Annotated in this window: 17 protein-coding genes and 1 tRNA gene; 6 read left to right on the plus strand and 12 right to left on the minus strand. The window is 40.8% G+C overall.

What is annotated here, in order from left to right:
* Nucleotides 1-410: 410 nt before the first annotated feature.
* Together J8M00_RS13550 and J8M00_RS13555 are read right to left on the minus strand one after the other, a co-directional pair.
* Nucleotides 411-1,349, minus strand: a complete 939-nt coding sequence (locus J8M00_RS13550) for a porin (protein WP_211010936.1) — start codon at nt 1,347-1,349, stop codon at nt 411-413.
* A 165-nt stretch (nt 1,350-1,514) separates the two neighbouring features.
* A complete protein-coding gene (locus J8M00_RS13555) occupies nt 1,515-2,363 on the minus strand; it encodes a LysR family transcriptional regulator (RefSeq protein ID WP_211010938.1) in 849 nt (282 codons plus the stop codon).
* A gap of 84 nt (nt 2,364-2,447) precedes the next feature.
* On the opposite strand from J8M00_RS13555, the gene J8M00_RS13560 reads away from it, so the two are divergent.
* Together J8M00_RS13560 and J8M00_RS13565 are read left to right on the plus strand one after the other, a co-directional pair.
* Nucleotides 2,448-2,822, plus strand: a complete 375-nt coding sequence (locus J8M00_RS13560) for a DUF413 domain-containing protein (protein WP_211010940.1) — start codon at nt 2,448-2,450, stop codon at nt 2,820-2,822.
* Nucleotides 2,823-3,000: 178 nt separating this feature from the next.
* Nucleotides 3,001-4,236, plus strand: a complete 1,236-nt coding sequence (locus J8M00_RS13565) for a response regulator (protein ID WP_211010942.1) — start codon at nt 3,001-3,003, stop codon at nt 4,234-4,236.
* A 37-nt stretch (nt 4,237-4,273) separates the two neighbouring features.
* Here J8M00_RS13565 and rarD read toward each other — a convergent pair whose 3' ends face one another.
* Nucleotides 4,274-5,176, minus strand: coding sequence for an EamA family transporter RarD (gene rarD, locus J8M00_RS13570; RefSeq protein WP_211010944.1), 903 nt, complete (start codon nt 5,174-5,176; stop codon nt 4,274-4,276).
* 257 nt (nt 5,177-5,433) lie between these two features.
* Here rarD and recQ point away from each other — a divergent pair, with 257 nt between their 5' ends.
* The 3 genes from recQ (at nt 5,434) to J8M00_RS13585 (ending at nt 9,334) form a co-directional block, all read left to right on the plus strand.
* Nucleotides 5,434-7,257, plus strand: coding sequence for a DNA helicase RecQ (gene recQ, locus J8M00_RS13575; protein WP_432652271.1), 1,824 nt, complete (start codon nt 5,434-5,436; stop codon nt 7,255-7,257).
* 12 nt (nt 7,258-7,269) lie between these two features.
* Nucleotides 7,270-7,569 carry a DUF3630 family protein gene (locus tag J8M00_RS13580; RefSeq protein WP_211010948.1) on the plus strand — a complete coding sequence of 100 codons (300 nt, stop codon included), beginning with the start codon at nt 7,270-7,272 and terminating at the stop codon, nt 7,567-7,569.
* A 70-nt stretch (nt 7,570-7,639) separates the two neighbouring features.
* Nucleotides 7,640-9,334, plus strand: coding sequence for a hypothetical protein (locus tag J8M00_RS13585; RefSeq protein ID WP_211010949.1), 1,695 nt, complete (start codon nt 7,640-7,642; stop codon nt 9,332-9,334).
* Nucleotides 9,335-9,365: 31 nt separating this feature from the next.
* On the opposite strand, the gene J8M00_RS13590 is transcribed toward J8M00_RS13585, so the two are convergent.
* A tRNA-Arg gene (locus tag J8M00_RS13590) sits at nt 9,366-9,440 on the minus strand.
* Nucleotides 9,441-9,650: 210 nt separating this feature from the next.
* Here J8M00_RS13590 and J8M00_RS13595 point away from each other — a divergent pair.
* Entirely contained in the window at nt 9,651-9,833 is a 183-nt protein-coding gene (locus tag J8M00_RS13595; RefSeq protein WP_023399936.1) for a helix-turn-helix domain-containing protein, read from the plus strand.
* Nucleotides 9,834-9,862: 29 nt separating this feature from the next.
* Here J8M00_RS13595 and J8M00_RS13600 read toward each other — a convergent pair whose 3' ends face one another.
* The 8 genes from J8M00_RS13600 to J8M00_RS13635 all read right to left on the minus strand — a co-directional run bounded on the left by J8M00_RS13600 (nt 9,863) and on the right by J8M00_RS13635 (nt 17,524).
* Entirely contained in the window at nt 9,863-10,711 is an 849-nt protein-coding gene (locus J8M00_RS13600) for a phosphotransferase (RefSeq protein WP_211010951.1), read from the minus strand.
* Nucleotides 10,665-11,285, minus strand: coding sequence for a nicotinamide riboside transporter PnuC (gene pnuC / locus J8M00_RS13605; RefSeq protein ID WP_211010953.1), 621 nt, complete (start codon nt 11,283-11,285; stop codon nt 10,665-10,667). The genes J8M00_RS13600 and pnuC overlap by 47 nt, the downstream gene beginning before the upstream one ends.
* Nucleotides 11,285-11,539 (minus strand): YkoF family thiamine/hydroxymethylpyrimidine-binding protein, encoded by a 255-nt coding sequence (locus tag J8M00_RS13610; RefSeq protein ID WP_211010955.1) that lies wholly within the window; start codon nt 11,537-11,539, stop codon nt 11,285-11,287. The genes pnuC and J8M00_RS13610 overlap by 1 nt, the downstream gene beginning before the upstream one ends.
* A 77-nt stretch (nt 11,540-11,616) precedes the next feature.
* The gene (locus J8M00_RS13615) at nt 11,617-12,117 is read right to left on the minus strand and encodes a nuclear transport factor 2 family protein (protein ID WP_247687383.1); all 501 of its coding nucleotides are present in this window, start codon (nt 12,115-12,117) and stop codon (nt 11,617-11,619) included.
* Between the two features lie 69 nt (nt 12,118-12,186).
* Nucleotides 12,187-13,560 (minus strand): Gfo/Idh/MocA family protein, encoded by a 1,374-nt coding sequence (locus J8M00_RS13620; protein WP_211010956.1) that lies wholly within the window; start codon nt 13,558-13,560, stop codon nt 12,187-12,189.
* A gap of 395 nt (nt 13,561-13,955) precedes the next feature.
* Entirely contained in the window at nt 13,956-15,023 is a 1,068-nt protein-coding gene (locus J8M00_RS13625; protein WP_211011454.1) for a phosphotransferase enzyme family protein, read from the minus strand.
* A gap of 43 nt (nt 15,024-15,066) precedes the next feature.
* Nucleotides 15,067-15,954: an NTP transferase domain-containing protein gene (locus tag J8M00_RS13630; RefSeq protein ID WP_211010958.1), complete on the minus strand. Its 888-nt coding sequence runs from the start codon at nt 15,952-15,954 to the stop codon at nt 15,067-15,069.
* Between the two features lie 136 nt (nt 15,955-16,090).
* Complete coding sequence (locus J8M00_RS13635) at nt 16,091-17,524, minus strand: NAD-dependent succinate-semialdehyde dehydrogenase (RefSeq protein WP_211010960.1); 1,434 nt, start codon at nt 17,522-17,524, stop codon at nt 16,091-16,093.
* Nucleotides 17,525-17,563: the final 39 nt, after the last annotated feature.

The following is a 17,563-nucleotide window of genomic DNA, read 5'->3' on the forward strand; positions in this document are numbered from 1 at the left end:
TCTGTACGAGTGCCCACACAGATGATTGCTTCATATTTTTAAAGAACAGTGTAACTAACCCTTGGTTAGTTACCGCAGCGTTGCTGCGAAGTGGAGCGCCATATTAACCGCTTCACTTTTAAAGTCAACTAGAAAATTTAATTTTTCTTAACTAAGCTTTCCGTTTAACTTTCCCCTTCACTTTGGTTTGCGTTTTTGTTTGCGTCCCGCTGTGTCAGTGGGTGCGCATTATAGGGAGATTTAAGATTGGCGCAAGCGTTTTTTTACAGGAAAGTAGGAAACACAGCTTAAACGCTCAAAAATCACGCAAACCCGTACGGTAAGCTCAAAAAAGGACAAAAAAAGCCTGCTTTTTATATTTCAAAAAAGCAGGCTTACTTAATTCTTACTTATTCTAATGTATTTTTTGATTAGAATTTATATTCAATACCTAGTCCTAGGTAATCTTCTTCAGTGCCAGCATCTTCATCAACAGATGAGTAGAAAGCGTAAAGCTTTGCTGCTTTTGCAAGCTTATGGTCAATACCAATGCTGATACCGTCCACATCTTTTGACGCTGCGGCATCAAAGTCAATCATTTGATATTGCACTTTAAGTGTATTCGCACCAAAACTATAAGCTGCGTTTAACAAGAAACCATCAGCAGTACCTGTTCCATCAACTTTTTCTTGCTTTTGGTACATAGCACCTAACTTCAAGCTGTCCGTTGCTTTGTATTGGCCTGAAAAACGTAGTGCGTCATAACCTTTTACTTCACTATCACCTGCAAGCGCCAAATAGAATTTGGACTTTTTAAGTTTCGCGTCGCCGTAAGTAACCGCACCAGAATATCCATTTTCGCCGTCTGTTGCATCTTCAGCGATAAAAGTACCTAACACTTTAAAGCCGTTATAGCTAGCTGATTTAAACGAAAGAGAATCACCTAAGCGGTTTTCACCTTTCCAGATATTTTTAATATCAGCTTCTAAATCATTAAATAGGTCCATTTTGCCTTGAGACTGTTTAAATGCAGTGTCATTGCGGCCAATTACCACTTCACCGAATTTACCTTTCAGACCTACATACTGATTACGAGCAGTGATGTTGTCATCGTCACCTTTCGAATCAGCGTCTGAAACGTCTACTTGAAATTCTAACTTGTATATAACCTCAAGTCCTGAATTTAGCTTTTCAGAACCTTTAAAACCAAAACGTGAAGCATTGCTTTTCACTTCAGTAAATGAACCGTCACCTTCGTCAGAAGATTGTACAGAAAGGTTAGCTTTACCATATACATCAACATCGGCATGAGCATTCAAAGAGAGACCACTTAGAATCGAGAGTAGTAATGCTGATTTGGTTAGTTTCATGTGTATTTCCTCAATATCGCAACACGTAATTTTTTAGACAGGCGCAGTCTGCCAGCTATAAGTGACAGAAATATTACACACAAAATAAAAATGACATTTAATTGAAACTGAAATTTCAGCTTTGTGTCATAAATAGGTAATCATAATTAAAACAACATTTTTAAATTACTCTGCAAAAGAGGCCAATAGATTTACGACAGTTTCTATATGCTCTAACTGCTCATTCCCTTTATGATATGCTACAAACACTTCCCGAAAGCTTCGCGAAACGGTACCAACAAGAAACAACTTTTGTTCTTCTATTAGGTCCGCAGCTAACATTTTAGGTAGGTAAGCTGAACCACCACATTGTAAAATAAGCTCCAAGGCAATACGCCCAGTATTAGTACGAAAATAAGGCGGCCCCGCTCCTTCGCATTGCTTTGCATGCCATAGCGAAAAAGAGGTTCCCCAATCTACATAAATATACTGTTTGCCAAAAAAGTCATCTCTATTTGTATAATTAAAAGTACTGACTGGAATTATAGACAAATTTTTAACTTGTCTAACGATTAATTCATCAACCTTGGGCGGATCAAAAAGTACAGCAATATCCAGTGTGCGCTCCAACAAAAGTCTGACACTCTCTTGATGAGCTTTTACTTCAGCTACCAGTGATACCTCTGGCATTGATGAAATAACTTGATTAATGCCGAAATGCAAATATGCATCCCAAATATTTGGCGTTCCCGCCAATGAAAGCTGCTGTTGCCGGTTACTAGCCAAAGTGACATCTAATCGTGCTCTTTGCATTGCGGTCAATAGCATTTTGGCATGGGGAAGTAATCGCTCTCCGGCAGCGGTTAGTTGAATATTGTTTCGCTGTCGAGTGAATAGACTTACCCCTAGGTTTTGTTCCAACTGCCGGATCCTAAAACTCACAGCAGACTGAGTGATGTATAAGTTTTCTGCTGCCCGACCAAAATGACGAGTTTTTGAAACTTCAACAAAAGTTTTTAATAGTTCTTTGTCCATCACCCTACCTTTCAATAAAAAATATTCGTTTAAAAAAGCAGCGTCGTTAGTTCATACTTTTCCAAACAATGTGAGGAAACCATCATGGATATGACTATAGCCGAACTAAAAGAAGCTTTTGCTGCATCTAAGCCTTTTTATGATGATGCAAACTTCCCCCGAGGATTCTCTCGAAGTGGACACTTTACGTTACTTGAATCGGAGCTCTTGCAGCAGCATGGAAAGCTTCTGTCGAGTTTATACAAACAAGAGAGTCCGCCATCCAACTCCTTTCAACAGCAATTTGTTGATACCTTCACCCAACATACCCCCCCCTCCAATCAGATGGAAAAAATATGGGCAAAGTACTTAGATTTGACCACTCGGAAACACAAAACCCACACATTAAGCAGTCAAAAGCCATTTACAAAAAGCCATAATGTTGCCGAGCAACCTGAAGTGGAAGTCAGTTTGGACTAATACTTTATATTTAACGTCAACCCGCTCTTTTTCCGTTAAACGTACACCTGTAGGCGGGTTGACGTTGTCAATAGGGATATTAAGCAGAGAATTGCCCTAGTGAATCTTATAATCATCATTGCTTTTTTCATGCTTTCAGTTAAAACTGAAGTAAAGAAAAGCTGTTAAGGTTGAGCATGTGTTGAGAAAGGTGCTAATAATAGAAGACACTCCAACTATCGCAAAAGTCCAGAAACACATTGCCAGCTCTGTCGGCTACGATGTTGACGTTGCAACCACTTTAGAGAGCGCAAAGCGACTGATAAACGATCACAATTATTTTTGTGCTGTGGTGGATTTTGTTTTGCCTGATGCTTCAAACGGGGAGGCTATCCCATATACGGTTAAAGCCAATATTCCAACAATAGTTATGACAGGTAACCTTGAATCAAGCACTCGAGATACTGTAGATAAATACCCTGTTATTGACTACATCACCAAAGAAAACAAACAAGCTTACCAGTATTTGAAAAGACAGTTACAGCGCCTGCCACGCAATGAGCAGGTTAAAGTCCTAGTTGTCGACGATTCTGCTGCTACAAGGCGACATATTAGTTCCTTATTACAGCGCCATAAATATCAAGTATACGTCGCCGAGGATGGGATAAAAGCCCTCGCTGCTCTAAACGAAAACCCTGACATTGATGTCATCATAACTGACAACGAAATGCCCAACATGCGTGGAGAAGAGCTCTGCGCAGAGATTAGGCGCTTGTATAGTAACGACGATAAAGCCATTATTGGCATTTCTGGTACAGACAATGCCTATTTGTCCGCCAGATTTTTGAAAAGCGGTGCCAACGATTACTTACGTAAACCTTTTAACCCTGAAGAGTTTTATTGTCGTTTAAGTCAAAACGTAGATATGTTGGAAAATATCGCCACCATTAGACGCCAAGCAAATACCGACTATTTAACACAACTCCCTAATAGACGATATTTCTTTGAGCACGCAAGCAAGCAGCTCACGATGAATAGTAGGCAAAACCATGGCTGTATGCTCGCGATGATCGATATCGACTTTTTCAAGAAAATCAACGACCAGCATGGCCATGATGCCGGTGATAAAGTACTCCAATCAATTGGAGAGTGTTTCGAAAAGTTTTTTGAGCATGATCTTTATGCCAGATTGGGTGGGGAAGAGTTTGCTGTTTTATTTCGATCTCAAGATAGAGAAAAGAACGCACAGCAATTAGAGCACTTTAGACTCTATTTAGAGAAAAATAGTAGTTCACTGACGCCTTACCACATCCCGTTTACGGTTTCTATCGGGGTTGCAGACAAGGGGATCGAAAGTATAGATCCGTTAATTAAAATCGCTGACGAAAACCTCTATAAAGCAAAGGAATCAGGGCGCAATCAAATCGCCTTCTGACCGCTTTGAGGCAGAAGGCTATGGTAACTACAATAACTTAATGGGCGTTCACTAACTTAGATTGACTCGCTTTCCAAGAGTCAATACTGAATAAAATGAGCGCTCCCCAAATAAAGGCAAAAGTGACAGCTCGTTCAATGTCAAATGATTCTCCATAAAAGGTTACTGCCAACATGAACATTAAACTTGGCCCGATATATTGGAAAAACCCCAAAGTTGAATAGGGTAACCTTTTCGCTGCAGCAGTAAAGCTCAGTAATGGTAATGTGGTCACAACACCAGCGGCAATTAACAACACATTTAAGTCGATGTCATTCAATAGCATATTACTGGTTGGGCTAGGTGTCATCATCAACCAATAGGCACCTGCCAATGGTAATAAAATAACAGATTCTATCAGTAAGCCTGGTAAAGACTCGACAGCCATTTTCTTTCTCAGCAATCCATAAATTGCAAACGAACAAGCGAGCGATAGCGCAATATACGGAAATGATCCAAAACTAATTAATTGAATTACTACCCCAGTAGAAGCCAGTAAAACAGCTATTTTTTGGCCTTTACGAAGCGTTTCAGATAAAAATAACATTCCCAAAAGAACATTAAGTAGCGGGTTAATATAATAACCTAGACTCGCATCAAGCATATATCCATTGTTTACGGCCCAGATAAACAAACCCCAATTGAAACCTAATAGTAATGCAGTGACCACTAACATCATTAAAAGTTTAGGGTTCACCAAGATCGCATAAACTTTACGCCAATTGTTTCGTAGCGCGATCACAACAACAACAAACACAACAGACCAAACGACTCGATGCACCAAAATTTCCAGCGCTTCAACTTGCTCTATCGACTTGAAATAAATTGGTGCCAAGCCCCACATAATAAAAGCAAGTATGGCATATATATAGCCTTGCCTCGCCTTAGTATCCCCAGCCATTTCACTCCCCTATTCACCCAGATGCGAAGAAGGCGAGCATTATACAGATATAATACTGCATCTCCATTTTGCTACGCTATTGCAATAAACCATCAGCATTGCAATGTTTACAATAGTGTATCGAACTGCTGCCACCAATGCTTCTGCTGTACAATACCATTGTAATTAATGACTCTTTGCCAACATTGACTAAAACTCCTTCAACTCGCATTAAGAATAATCATTAAAGGAAGACAATTACATCAAAACCCTCTAAAATGCGCGCAATGGACACACTTGCAACTCAACAATCATTGACTCCCCAATCAGTACTAAAAGAATTTTTTGGTTACACAACTTTTCGCGCGGGACAACAGGATGCGATAGAAGCATGCCTTGCTGGCCGTGATAGTTTAGTGTTGCTGCCCACAGGGGGCGGGAAGTCTTTATGCTACCAAGTTCCGGCGCTGATGTTACAAGGTGTCACAATCGTAGTATCGCCATTAATCTCTTTAATGCAGGATCAAGTCGCGCAATTACAAGCTCAAGGAATTGCAGCTGAGTTTGTCAATAACAGCGTAGAGTGGCAACAACAACAACATATCTATCAGCGTTTACACAACGGCGAAATTAAAATGCTCTATGTTGCTCCTGAAAAGGTGTTGCAGAGAGAGTTTATCGATCGCCTTAGAAATTTGTCTCTATCATTATTTGCAATTGATGAAGCTCACTGTGTCTCGCACTGGGGTCATGACTTTAGACCACACTATTGTAGGCTGAGCGAACTCAAACAATTATTTCCTCATGTCCCAACAATAGCGCTTACAGCAACTGCTGATATGGCAACTCGCAATGACATTATTTCGCAACTCAACCTAAATGATCCATTCGTTCATACAGGCAGCTTCGATCGCCCAAATATACGCTATACCATTGAAGAGAAATTCAAACCGCTGTCACAGCTTATGCGGTATTTGAAAACGCAAAAAGGCCAAAGCGGCATAATATACTGCTCTAGCCGTCGACGTGTTGATGAGATAGCCGAAAAGCTCTCTGAAGGTGGATTTAATGCAGCTGCCTACCACGCTGGTATGGACAATGATCAGCGTCAGTTTGTACAAAATGCGTTTGCGCGTGATGACGTTCAAATTGTCGTCGCAACAGTGGCCTTTGGTATGGGGATCAATAAACCCAATGTCAGATTTGTATTGCATTATGACATTCCCAAAAGTATAGAGTCCTATTATCAGGAAACAGGTCGAGCGGGACGTGATGGGCTGGCCGCGGAAGCAATTATGTACTTTGACCCAGCGGACATTGGCAGAGTGAGACGCTTTTTCGAAGATATTACTGATGAGCAAAGACGTAAGGTAGAGCAGCAAAGATTTAATGCAATGGCAAACTTTGCGGAAGCTCAGACCTGCCGCCGACAAATTTTACTGAATTATTTTAGCGAATATCAGCGGGAGCCATGCGGCAACTGCGATATTTGTTTGAACCCTCCCAAGCATTTCGATGCGACTATCGTTGCACAAAAAGCACTGTCTTGCGTGTATCGTGCTGAGCAACGTTTTGGGCTTGGGTATATTGTCGATCTGCTGCGTGGTGCAAATACTGCACGCATTCGCGATAACCAACATCACAATTTAAGTACCTACGGTATAGGTAAAGATCAAAGCAATGAATACTGGCTGAGCGTGCTTAGACAGCTCATTCATCACGGCTTGTTGGCTCAAGATATTACTCAAGGTGCCACTTTAAAACTGACCGAAGCTGCACGTGCAGTACTTATAGGTGAATATACATTAAATTTAGCTGAACCTAGATTGCAAGCAAGCCACGTATACCAAGATAAACTCGCACAGTTTAACTATGATCGGAAGCTATTTGCTAAGCTGCGCAGTTTACGCAAGGAGCTCGCAGATCAAGACGATGTGCCACCTTATGTCGTATTCAATGACAAAACACTGGCAGAAATGGCGCAACAAATGCCAACCGAAGACAGTGCTTTTCTTAAAGTATCTGGTGTCGGATTCACAAAATTGACCAAGTATGGTGCTCCTTTTATGCAGCTGATCCGCAATTATTTAGCAGCAGAATAAGCCGAGGAATCTATGACCAATATAAAATTACTGAGCGACAAAAGTACTTTACAAGTCATGCCTAGCGTATTTCCAGATAGCGATGAATTTCAATTATGGGGAAGTATATTTCTCTCGATGGACGCCCTTACCACGCTCGAATTTAACGAGGGGGCCGATCGCCACCAGTGGCGATTTAATTATGAACATCAGTCATTTTGCCTTAATTTCGAATACTATAGCGAGAGTATTTGGATCTCACCTGAAGGAGTTGAAGCTACACAGCTTATCCCAAACCTTCTGACTTACCTTAGATTAAATTTACAACAATAATATAGACTTGCCTAAGCATGTATGCCTAACATAAGCCATACTAATAATAATAGTAGCGTTAGGCATACACATGGTGATATCTAGGTTTTGCTTCTTTGTTTTTTTGGCCACATCAATTACTGGTGTTGTAGCACCTACTCATGCAAATGAGCAAACTATCGCTTCTAATAGTTGCTCAAATGCTTCCCACGATACTCATAACAGTTACAGTCAAGAATTAAGCACCGAACACACCTTGCCCAAAAAAAACGGCGGAAAAATAAGCGCTATTGAACTACACCAGCTCAATGTATTTGATACATCTTTGCCTGAAGAAGACAATGCGCTGTTTAGATTCGCCAATGAGGCACACATAACAACTAAACCAGAAGTCATTAAAAGTGTCTTATTATTTACTGAAAATACTGCCTACGATCCGCAATTATTAATTGAATCAGAGCGCTTGTTACGACAACAACCCTATTTGTACGATGCACGAATTTTCGCTGAAGAAAATTGCCATGGTGACGTTACAGTCACAGTCGTCACCCGAGACCTTTGGACTCTCTTACCTGATCTCAGCTTTAGTCGTAGCGGCGGAGAAAACTCAAGCCGCATAGGATTTCGCGAAAGCAACCTATTTGGGTATGGTAAGCGCCTCTCCCTCACACATATTGAAGATGCAGACAGAAGTGGCTATTTATTTGTTTATGACGACCCCAATATCTTATCTTCTCGATACCAAGGCCGAGTTGAATATTCAGATAATGACGATGGAGAGCGTCACTACATCGGTGTGGATTATCCATTTTTTTCGACTCGTACTCCTGTTAGCTATGGTTTCCTAAATTACGGTAATAAACGTATTGAGCCCCTTTATGAAAACGGTGAAACCGTATCAGAATTTGAGCAAGACTCAGAAGTCACTCAGATTTATTACGGCATAGCAACAGCTCAAAAAGCAAACTGGACACGCAGAGTCATTGCCGGATATAGAGATCAGACGGAGTCATTTCGTGAAGTAAAAGAAACAACTTTGCCCATTGCGCAACAACGAAAACTCAGCTATCCCTACGTGCAAGTACAGTGGCTAGAAACGGACTTTATCAAAGTCAAAAATTTTGACTCCATCTACAGAACAGAGGACCTGAATTTGGGATGGAATATCAACTCACAACTGGGTTACTCTAGCGATTCTATTAGCAATGATGACTCTAGATGGATATTTAATACGACTATCAGCAAGGCCCATTATACTTCAGAAAGAAGCCTGTTTCGGGTCAACTTTGCGTTCAATGGGTATTGGAACCTAGAAAAAGGTGAAAGTGAAAACCTAATTACACAATTAAACCTAGAGTATCACTTAGCTACTGGAAATTATCAATCTTGGTATTCTCAGCTCAATATTGCCCACGGCAAGCACTTGACCGAAGACAAGCAACTAACATTAGGTGGAGAAACCGGATTAAGAGGCTTTCCTGCAAGGTACTTGCAGGGTGATAGACGTATCGTGTTAAACCTAGAAAAGCGATACTATTGGGAATATGACTTACTACATTTGTTTAAAGTAGGTGGAGCCGCATATTTTGATATAGGTCGCGTAGATGGTAAAACCCTTTTCAGCGTAAACCATAAGTTTTACAAAAACCTCGGGTTTGGTATTCGCATGGCACCAAGTAGAGCTAACTCAGGTTTAGTATTGCATTTGGACTTGGCAGCACCAATCGACAAACCTAGCGGCGTGGACTCACTACAATGGCATTTTACTGTAAAAAACAAGTTTTAATTTGACAGGGAGCATATTCGTGGGGCTTTACTGGCGCTCTCGACAGGGATCGAACCTGTAACTTAGCTTCCGGAGAGCCACGTGATATCCATTTCACCACGAGAGCACAGCAATTTAAGCAGCCCCATAATAATCACATCTTAAATGAAATACCAGTCCAGTGACGTTTGTATGACTATTTATTAAACTAAGACGCGAAAAAACATCACTAACTAGACTAAAAGTCATATATTTAGCTATGATTAAAGTTCAAAAATAATAAATGTGTTTGGATTTTAGTAGCCAAGCTACCAACATCATCTTGAGGATTTGTATTATGACCCCTATGACCACTGAGCAAGTTGCTGAATTTTTAAGTGTAAAAGTGGAGCGTGTAAGGCGGCTAGCGAGAGAGAACTTGTTAGTTGCAAAGGAACATGATGAAAATGGAGAGCCTATATTTGACAAGGATGATGTTGAAAAATATAAAGAGTTAGCCAAAAGATTAGGCGGAATTTAAAATCATCACGCCTCGTAAAAATCACTCATTTACGAGGCATAAACCAAATTGTGCTGACGGCACCAAGGTTTAAACTGCTTTTCTAACATCTCCATTTCAGTATTGATATTTTTTTGTTTATACCAAGCAATACTAACCAGCAAATAAATACCTCGAAACACATCTAACTTATATATTGAGTTATCTGGATTTGGACTGCGCCGATAGAAAAAGTACCGTTCTAATAAAGCCTGTCTTTGTTTTTCGTTAAGTTGGTAGGAGCAGCAGATCGCTGCCAAATCAAAAAAACTGTCGTTGTATTGCGCATATTCAAAATCAAGCATACGTACACCGTGAGGTGTGTTTAACACATTATCTTGAACCAAATCATTGTGACAAAAGCAAATATCAGATGGTAACGCTGACAGTTCATCAATCAAGTACTCTCCAAGCCAAGTTTGCTCTAGAAATGAAGATGCCTCCAAGATCGCACCCTTTAAATTAAGCTGTGATGACTTTTCAACAGACAAACTATGAATACCTGATAATAGCTTTGGAATTTGCTCTTCTAGACAGATTGGGGCTTGCACAGCAGTTAAAAACTCCAGCACTGCGACATTATCTATCCTATCCAAACATAAAATAGCCTGAGATACTTGCTGCTGCGCCAGTGCATTTTGAGCATTCAATGCAGTGACCGGCACGGCACCGTTAAACGCTTTCAACAAACAGGGTTTGGCGTCCAGCTTAAAATAGAAGTTATGGTTGCTTAGCCCCTTATCTAGCTTAGAAAGCTGTTCAATTTGGCTATCGGGAAATAGCCTTTGTAGCACATGCAATGCGCAGCTTAAATCAAAGCTGCGCAAGTGTTTTGCCTTCTCTGTTGCTATGCTCTTCATACCACTTCATGTAACCCCAACACGCCATGAATGTATAAAAGATATATAACGCAAGTGTTGGGTAATAACCTTTTAAATAATACAGATACATAGATGCTGCATCGATCACTACCCAGTATAGCCAATTTTCAAGTACCTTTTTTGCAACTAAGTAAGTGGTCACAACCGCAAAACAAGTTGTGAAGCTATCCAAATATGGTAGATCGGCATGGGTATAATTGTCTGTCATATAACCCATAAACACGGCTACACAGGCAGTTATTAAAATGATTTTCATATGTTTGAAAAACGACCAAGATACAATCTTTGATTCAGTATTTTTTTGTCCTGATCGCCACATCCACCAACCAACAAACGCCATAACCAAATAATAAAAGTGTAGTAAGGACTCCATCAACAGCGCACCATTCCAATACATTATGGTATATATAAATGTGCTGAAAAAAGCGGCTGGCCAACACCAGATATTTTCTCGGATAGCTAACAATAGATAAAGAATCGAGAGCGCTACAGCCAAATACTCCCAACCAGACATAGCGGTAAAGCCTGCAAGGGTCTTAGTAATTAATTCCATTATGCCTCAGGGGATAAATCACCAGAAATAAACTTACAAACAAATACGCATTTTCCGTATTGTTCAAATGACGTTTTCATTTGAGATTGAATTACCGACATGACTAGATCAAACTCACCAAACACTTGAGTTGACATGGTATTGGTGATCACGGTTAACCCTTCATGTTCATTCAGCCTTTCAATAAAAGACTTTATGAAAGGGATATAGTCCGAATGAAGTGGGTACTTACTAATCTCTACAGAAAGCTGCATAAGATATTCCTAATTCTCAAATTTCAAAATAGTTGAAATGCAGTTTACATGTAATTGTGATATTTGGGTAAAATAACTTACTTGTCAGTGTTTAAGTTTGGCGCCTCTAACACAAAACTTCTCGGATAGTAATTGATCCAGTCTTGTTGATAATAAATTAAACCAGCATCATTGAACTTTAATACGGTTGTAAATCGCCATGGCCCTAGTTGCTGACCGTTGTAAGAAAAAAGGTTAAACGTACCACGTAAAACAGCAGTACCTTGCTCTTGGGATATTATCGTTTGTTCAACCGAAAAGGTCTTGTTTGAGTCCAGGACGTGGACTTGTTCTGCATTCCAGTTGAAGAAATCGCCTAACTGCTGTTTGGTTGTTGTTTTATACCCATACAACATGTCTTCTAGAACGACATCATCTGAATAAAACGCTAAAAATCGTTCAAAATCGGAACGTGCTTGATATACCTTGATATAGTTTTCGACTACTTCATTTAAGCTAAGCTCACTATCTTTTGTTTTTGTGCTAGTGCAACCTACTAAAATGACTATGAACATCAAGCTGACAAAAAACTTTTGCATTGTTTACCCTTAATAAGTCGTGTGACCCTATTTAAGCACAAAAAAAGCGCCCTTTGGCGCTTTTCTTAACTATGCTCCGACAATCCCTAATGGTTTAGCTGTTTGCCAATGGCCTCGGGTAAAATCAGGAATTGATACTGACTCGCTGCGATTGGCGACTGACTGAGCAGATAGTGGAGATATAACTGACCAAGCAGCCCCATCATATACATCTTGGTCTAGTGGCTCACCATTTCTCAAACAATAAATCATGCGCCAGAACATTAAAAAGTCCATACCACCATGCCCACCATTGCGTTCAGCCTCCTCTCCCATCTTCACCCACAACGGGTGATCATATTTTCCATACCAATAAGCCATATCTTCATCCCAATCATGAAATGAGCCTCTGCCACCTTGCTCCAACGCAATTCGATTTGGGAATCCTGCAAAAACACCATTAGTCCCTTGAATAAGGTTATGACGAGAATAAGGTCGCGGCGTTGTAGTATCATGTTGGACCACAATCGAACGTCCATTTACCGTTTTGATCATGGTCGTATTCATATCACCACAAATATAGTTCCATTGATTACGTTGGTGCGCTTTTGGAAATTCCCTTTGCGCATAAGCAGCTCGTCCAAGTGCAGGAGAACTCATAGAGGTTAGGTAGTCGAATCTGTCACCACGGTTGATATTCATATACTGCGACACAGGTCCAAGGCCATGAGTTGGATATAGGTTGCCATCTCGTCTAGTATGCCATTCAGTCCGCCAAGATCCTGTTTTATGCTCTAGCTCTTTCATTTGCCAACGCAGCTCATGAATATACGCGGCTTCACCATGTAAAAGCTCACCAAACAGTCCTTGACGGACCATGTTCAGCACCATTAACTCATCGCGACCATAGTTGACGTTTTCCATCATCATGCAGTTTTTCTGCGTACGCTCTGCTGTATCGACAATCTGCCACATTTCTTCTACAGTCAATGCAAGAGGCACTTCTACAAATGCATGCTTACCACTCTCCATGGTGTCGATGGCCATCGGTGCATGCCACTTCCATGGTGTAGAAATAATCACAATATCAATATCTTCACGTTCGAGCATTTCTTTATATGCAAGCTCTCCTGTCCCATACAGCGCTGGTTTTTTTAGCCCCTTGTCAGTGAGATATTTTGCAGAACGTTCCAAAACTTCATTGTGAGTATCACAAATAGCGACAATCTCAGCACCTTCAATATGACTCATGCGCTTCACATGTCCGTATCCTCGCTGACCTACACCAATAAATGCAACTCGGACTACATCCATTTTAGGCACCACAAGCCCGATCACAGACTTGCCTTTTGGATTGGAAGATAGTGTGCTAGTGCTATTCGGCTGCGCACAACCTGCAACTACACCTGCAGCTGCGGCTACGCCTGCTGCTTTTAAAAAATGTCTTCTGTTTATTTGTGTCATGAAGGATCCTAGATTAACACTTTATTCTAATTCTTAATTTCATTTTTATGCTTTCCCGTACAGCAGGAAGCCTGAAAAGAGTTATTTTTTCAAACTTCACTACTAATACTTGTTGTTATGACAACGCTATCGTAAGCAGCGCAGAGAATCAAAACGGATGCGACTAATTGATCCTTGTCGCTGATAAAAAGTATCTGATGCTTAAATAATTCGTCACCAACTATAATTCGTCACCCGCCAACTAATTTCGCTTTGCCAAGTTGGCTTTATCCATATTCAACTACTCTGGAGTAAATTCAGAGCATAGATCTGACGCTACGAATAACATGCTCAGCGCAAAAAAAAGCCTGATGGTGGTTCATCAGGCTTTTATTCATTATTTGTCGCAAAGCAATCTAGTTTATCAAAGCACTTAACTGCGTTTCTTTTTTCAGAATATCTTGATAAAGCGCAAATTGATTGCGTGCACGCTCCAAGTTATGGGCTTCATGGTGGGTTGTAAAATAATTATCGCCATCCAAGTAATCGGTTAAGAATCGAATGCCGATCATAAGTGGCATCACTTTCGCACCGAGTATAAAACTCTTTCTTTCAATATCCGTTAACCTTTCTGATACCTCTGCGATATACCCCTTTACGATAGCCTCAAAGATTTCAACGCGAACCACAACATTGTTCAAATTCGTCGAATCTTCTGGTTCAGGAGAACAAAAAGTACGAACCATATCACCAAAGTCATATAGCCAATACCCTGGCATGCAGGTATCAAGATCTATAACAGCCTTGGCTCTATTAGTAGAAGCATCAAACAACATGTTATTTATCTTGGTATCATTGTGACAAACACGCAGTGGCAACTGTGCTTCCATTGCCGTTACTTCATTTGCTAAACGGTATTGCGATTGGCAAAATTCGATGACGTCTAAACACGTATCAACACGACCCACAGGATCCGCTTCAATCACCGCTTTCAATTTCTCGATTCTCATCGCTAAATTATGAAAGTCAGGGATTACCGGAAATAACTGTTTTGCATCAAAATCATTTAATGCATTAGCAAAACATCCAAACGCACCGGCAGCAGTTTGCGCTTTAATCGCGCAATCTACAACGTCTTCACTATAGCTTTTGCCAATAAACTCGAGCGCTCGCCACACCTCTCCTTGATATTCAACCAAGAACTTACCTTCATGGGTAGGTACGTGCTTTATAATGCCTAATTCGTAAGAGCCTGAATCTAATTTAGACGCCAAGTGCTGTTCAATTAAACGAGCATTTTCAACAAGCTGATTAGGTTCAGGAAACACTGTTGTATTTAGTTTTTGAACTACCAGCACTCGTTTGCTGTCCTTTAAAAGCATGGTTGTATTAATATGCCCGCTGCCAATAGGTTTCATTGAGATTTCTTCCTCACACAGGCCATACTGCACAGCCAAATGCTCAGCGATTGAAAGGTATTCCATACTTACCCTATAAACTGGCTTATTAATTACACTTGCGGTTAATTCATCCGTGACGTAGTTCATATATTTTTCCTGCGACACTATCTATTTCTTCTTTATAAGTAACACCAAACCATCTGTCGCGAGCTTCGAATACTCGGACGGCAGCTTGGTCAAAATTAATCATATGCTGAATACAATCGGGTAGATAATACTCTTTTTTGACATCGCTGTCATGACATTCTAGAAAATGATCGAACAACACTTCAAGATTATCAAAAAGTTGCTGAGTTACCCCCCAGCATGTCATCGAAACGAGGCTGTTAGATGCGACAGGTATGTCTTGGTTATTAAAATACCCTTTGTAGCCATCGTCGACCCGGCGTATATTTATGTACTCATGCACTTGCGTAAGGTAGTTTTCTGACAAAGCGCATATGCCCCTATTAACTCCACCAAGCTCTGACATGGTTTGAGTTAAAGGATAGGCTACTATCGCCATTTCGCTAGTATTATGATCTTTATTACAAAAGTGCGAAACTAGCTGCCGGTATGCACTAGGCCCATAGTAGTCGTCTGCCGTAATTACAATTGCATTACCAGTGACATTTGAACGGGCACACAGCAGTGCATGACCTGTTCCCCAAGGCTTTGAGCGTTTAGCGGCAATATCTTTAAACCGCTCAGGCACTCGCTCAATGGACTGCTCTACCAGTTCAACTTTTAACTCGCTAGGCAGTCTAGGTAATATCACTGACTCAATGGTAGATCTGACCAAATCATTTATCACCAACACGACGTGCCGTACACCAGCGCTATAAGCATCTGCTATGCTAAGCTCCATGATTGTTTTACCTATATTCGGTAGCTCTGCGATCTGCTTATTGCCACCAAAGCGAGTACCTAACCCGCCAGCAAGTACAACCAAGGTTGGTAAGTTTGCGCTTGTCATTATATTTTTATATAAAATTGAAAACTACAGCGCAGTCTACCTAGCTTTTTTACAAATTTAAAGCAATTGCAAAAATTGCATTGTTCCAATAATAATTTTTGTCATCATATTTTAGTTCTTATAACAAGCGTTCTCGTTATAAAGTACGCTGGCAAATATATTTGGTTTCCAGATACTCCTCAATCCCTTCCACTCCTCCTTCTCTCCCCAACCCAGACTCTTTCATTCCACCAAAAGGAGCCGCGGGATTAGATATTCCCCCTTCATTAATGCCTATCATCGCAAAATCCAACTCTTGTGATACACGCGCGATTTGCTTAACATCCTGAGAATAAAAATAAGCAGCCAGCCCTGCATCAACTTCGTTTGCCATATCTATCACGTTAGATTCAGAGCTAAATTCTATAATACTGACAACTGGCGCAAAGATTTCACTATGATAAATCGCCATCTGAGAGGTCACATTTTCCAGTATGACTGGAGACATAATAGAACCGTCTCGCACCTTAGCTGGATAAGTTGCATAAGCGCCTTTACTAAGCGCATCTTCGATTAATTGTGCAGCCTTGTCTTTCGCAAGTTCAGTGATCAGGGGACCAATATCATAGTTCTCTTCCAACCCCGAACTTACTATGAGTGCACTTACGCGGCTTTTTAATTTCTCTAAGAATTTGTCCCTTATTGCTTGATGCACAAAGATACGATTTGCGGCAATACAGGTTTGTCCAGCGTTTCTAAATTTGGCAGCCATGAGTCCATCAACGGCGGCATCTAAATCGGCACTCTCAAATACGATAAATGGTGCATTGCCCCCCAATTCCAATGAAATATGCTTCATCGTGTCGATGCACTGGGCATATAGCAACTTGCCAACTTGGGTAGAACCTGTAAAAGTCAGTTTTCTAATTTCTTTTTTGCTCGTTAGGTGTTTAACCAATTGCTCCGGTTTCGCGTTTACTAACACCTGAAAAGCCCCACTTTCCATACCAGCTTCGAGTGCTAGTTTAGCGACTTCAATCGCACTAATCGGCGTTAACTCTGAGGGCTTTAAAATAAAACTGCACCCTGCTGCATAAGCCGGAGCGACTTTACGCGTTATCATTGCCAGCGGGAAATTCCATGGCGTTACACCTAGTACCACACCAACGCCTTGTTTCACTGTCAGTAGCTGATGAGCTTGCGAGTTGGCAGGAATAACAGTGCCATATGCGCGTTCGGCTTGTTGCGCATACCATCTTACATAACCCGCAGCATAAGTGACTTCTGCCAGTGACTCTTTCAGAGGTTTACCTTGCTCTAGCGTAATTATTTCTGCCAGCTGAGAGCGCTTTTCCAGAATTAGTTGATACCAACGATAAAGCGTATTACTGCGCGCCTGTGCGGTGGTGCTTTTCAACTCGAGAAAACACGATTGGGCACTCTCTAGTGCATGATCAGCTTCAACTAAACCTGCTTGCGTCACCTCTGCAAGTAAAGAGCCATCAGCCGGGTTATGTACGGCCAATAGCTTGTCACTTTGGTGATCTAATCCATTAATAATTGAACAAACAGTCTGACCTTTTAAGTACATAATTTTTCACTCCAAATAAAAAAGGCTGTAGTGATAAGC

Origin of the sequence: Pseudoalteromonas luteoviolacea, assembly GCF_018100925.1 — a bacterium.
Classification (GTDB): domain Bacteria; phylum Pseudomonadota; class Gammaproteobacteria; order Enterobacterales; family Alteromonadaceae; genus Pseudoalteromonas; species Pseudoalteromonas obscura.

Coding starts and splice junctions, on each gene's coding strand:
- J8M00_RS13550 (WP_211010936.1), bottom strand. CDS start 1,349: ATGAAACTAACCAAATCAGCATTACTACTCTCGATTCTAAGTGGTCTC.
- J8M00_RS13555 (WP_211010938.1), bottom strand. CDS start 2,363: ATGGACAAAGAACTATTAAAAACTTTTGTTGAAGTTTCAAAAACTCGT.
- J8M00_RS13560 (WP_211010940.1), top strand. CDS start 2,448: ATGGATATGACTATAGCCGAACTAAAAGAAGCTTTTGCTGCATCTAAG.
- rarD (WP_211010944.1), bottom strand. CDS start 5,176: ATGGCTGGGGATACTAAGGCGAGGCAAGGCTATATATATGCCATACTT.
- recQ (WP_432652271.1), top strand. CDS start 5,434: ATGCGCGCAATGGACACACTTGCAACTCAACAATCATTGACTCCCCAA.
- J8M00_RS13580 (WP_211010948.1), top strand. CDS start 7,270: ATGACCAATATAAAATTACTGAGCGACAAAAGTACTTTACAAGTCATG.
- J8M00_RS13585 (WP_211010949.1), top strand. CDS start 7,640: ATGGTGATATCTAGGTTTTGCTTCTTTGTTTTTTTGGCCACATCAATT.
- J8M00_RS13595 (WP_023399936.1), top strand. CDS start 9,651: ATGACCCCTATGACCACTGAGCAAGTTGCTGAATTTTTAAGTGTAAAA.
- J8M00_RS13600 (WP_211010951.1), bottom strand. CDS start 10,711: ATGAAGAGCATAGCAACAGAGAAGGCAAAACACTTGCGCAGCTTTGAT.
- pnuC (WP_211010953.1), bottom strand. CDS start 11,285: ATGGAATTAATTACTAAGACCCTTGCAGGCTTTACCGCTATGTCTGGT.
- J8M00_RS13610 (WP_211010955.1), bottom strand. CDS start 11,539: ATGCAGCTTTCTGTAGAGATTAGTAAGTACCCACTTCATTCGGACTAT.
- J8M00_RS13615 (WP_247687383.1), bottom strand. CDS start 12,117: ATGCAAAAGTTTTTTGTCAGCTTGATGTTCATAGTCATTTTAGTAGGT.
- J8M00_RS13620 (WP_211010956.1), bottom strand. CDS start 13,560: ATGACACAAATAAACAGAAGACATTTTTTAAAAGCAGCAGGCGTAGCC.
- J8M00_RS13625 (WP_211011454.1), bottom strand. CDS start 15,023: ATGGAATACCTTTCAATCGCTGAGCATTTGGCTGTGCAGTATGGCCTG.
- J8M00_RS13630 (WP_211010958.1), bottom strand. CDS start 15,954: ATGACAAGCGCAAACTTACCAACCTTGGTTGTACTTGCTGGCGGGTTA.
- J8M00_RS13635 (WP_211010960.1), bottom strand. CDS start 17,524: ATGTACTTAAAAGGTCAGACTGTTTGTTCAATTATTAATGGATTAGAT.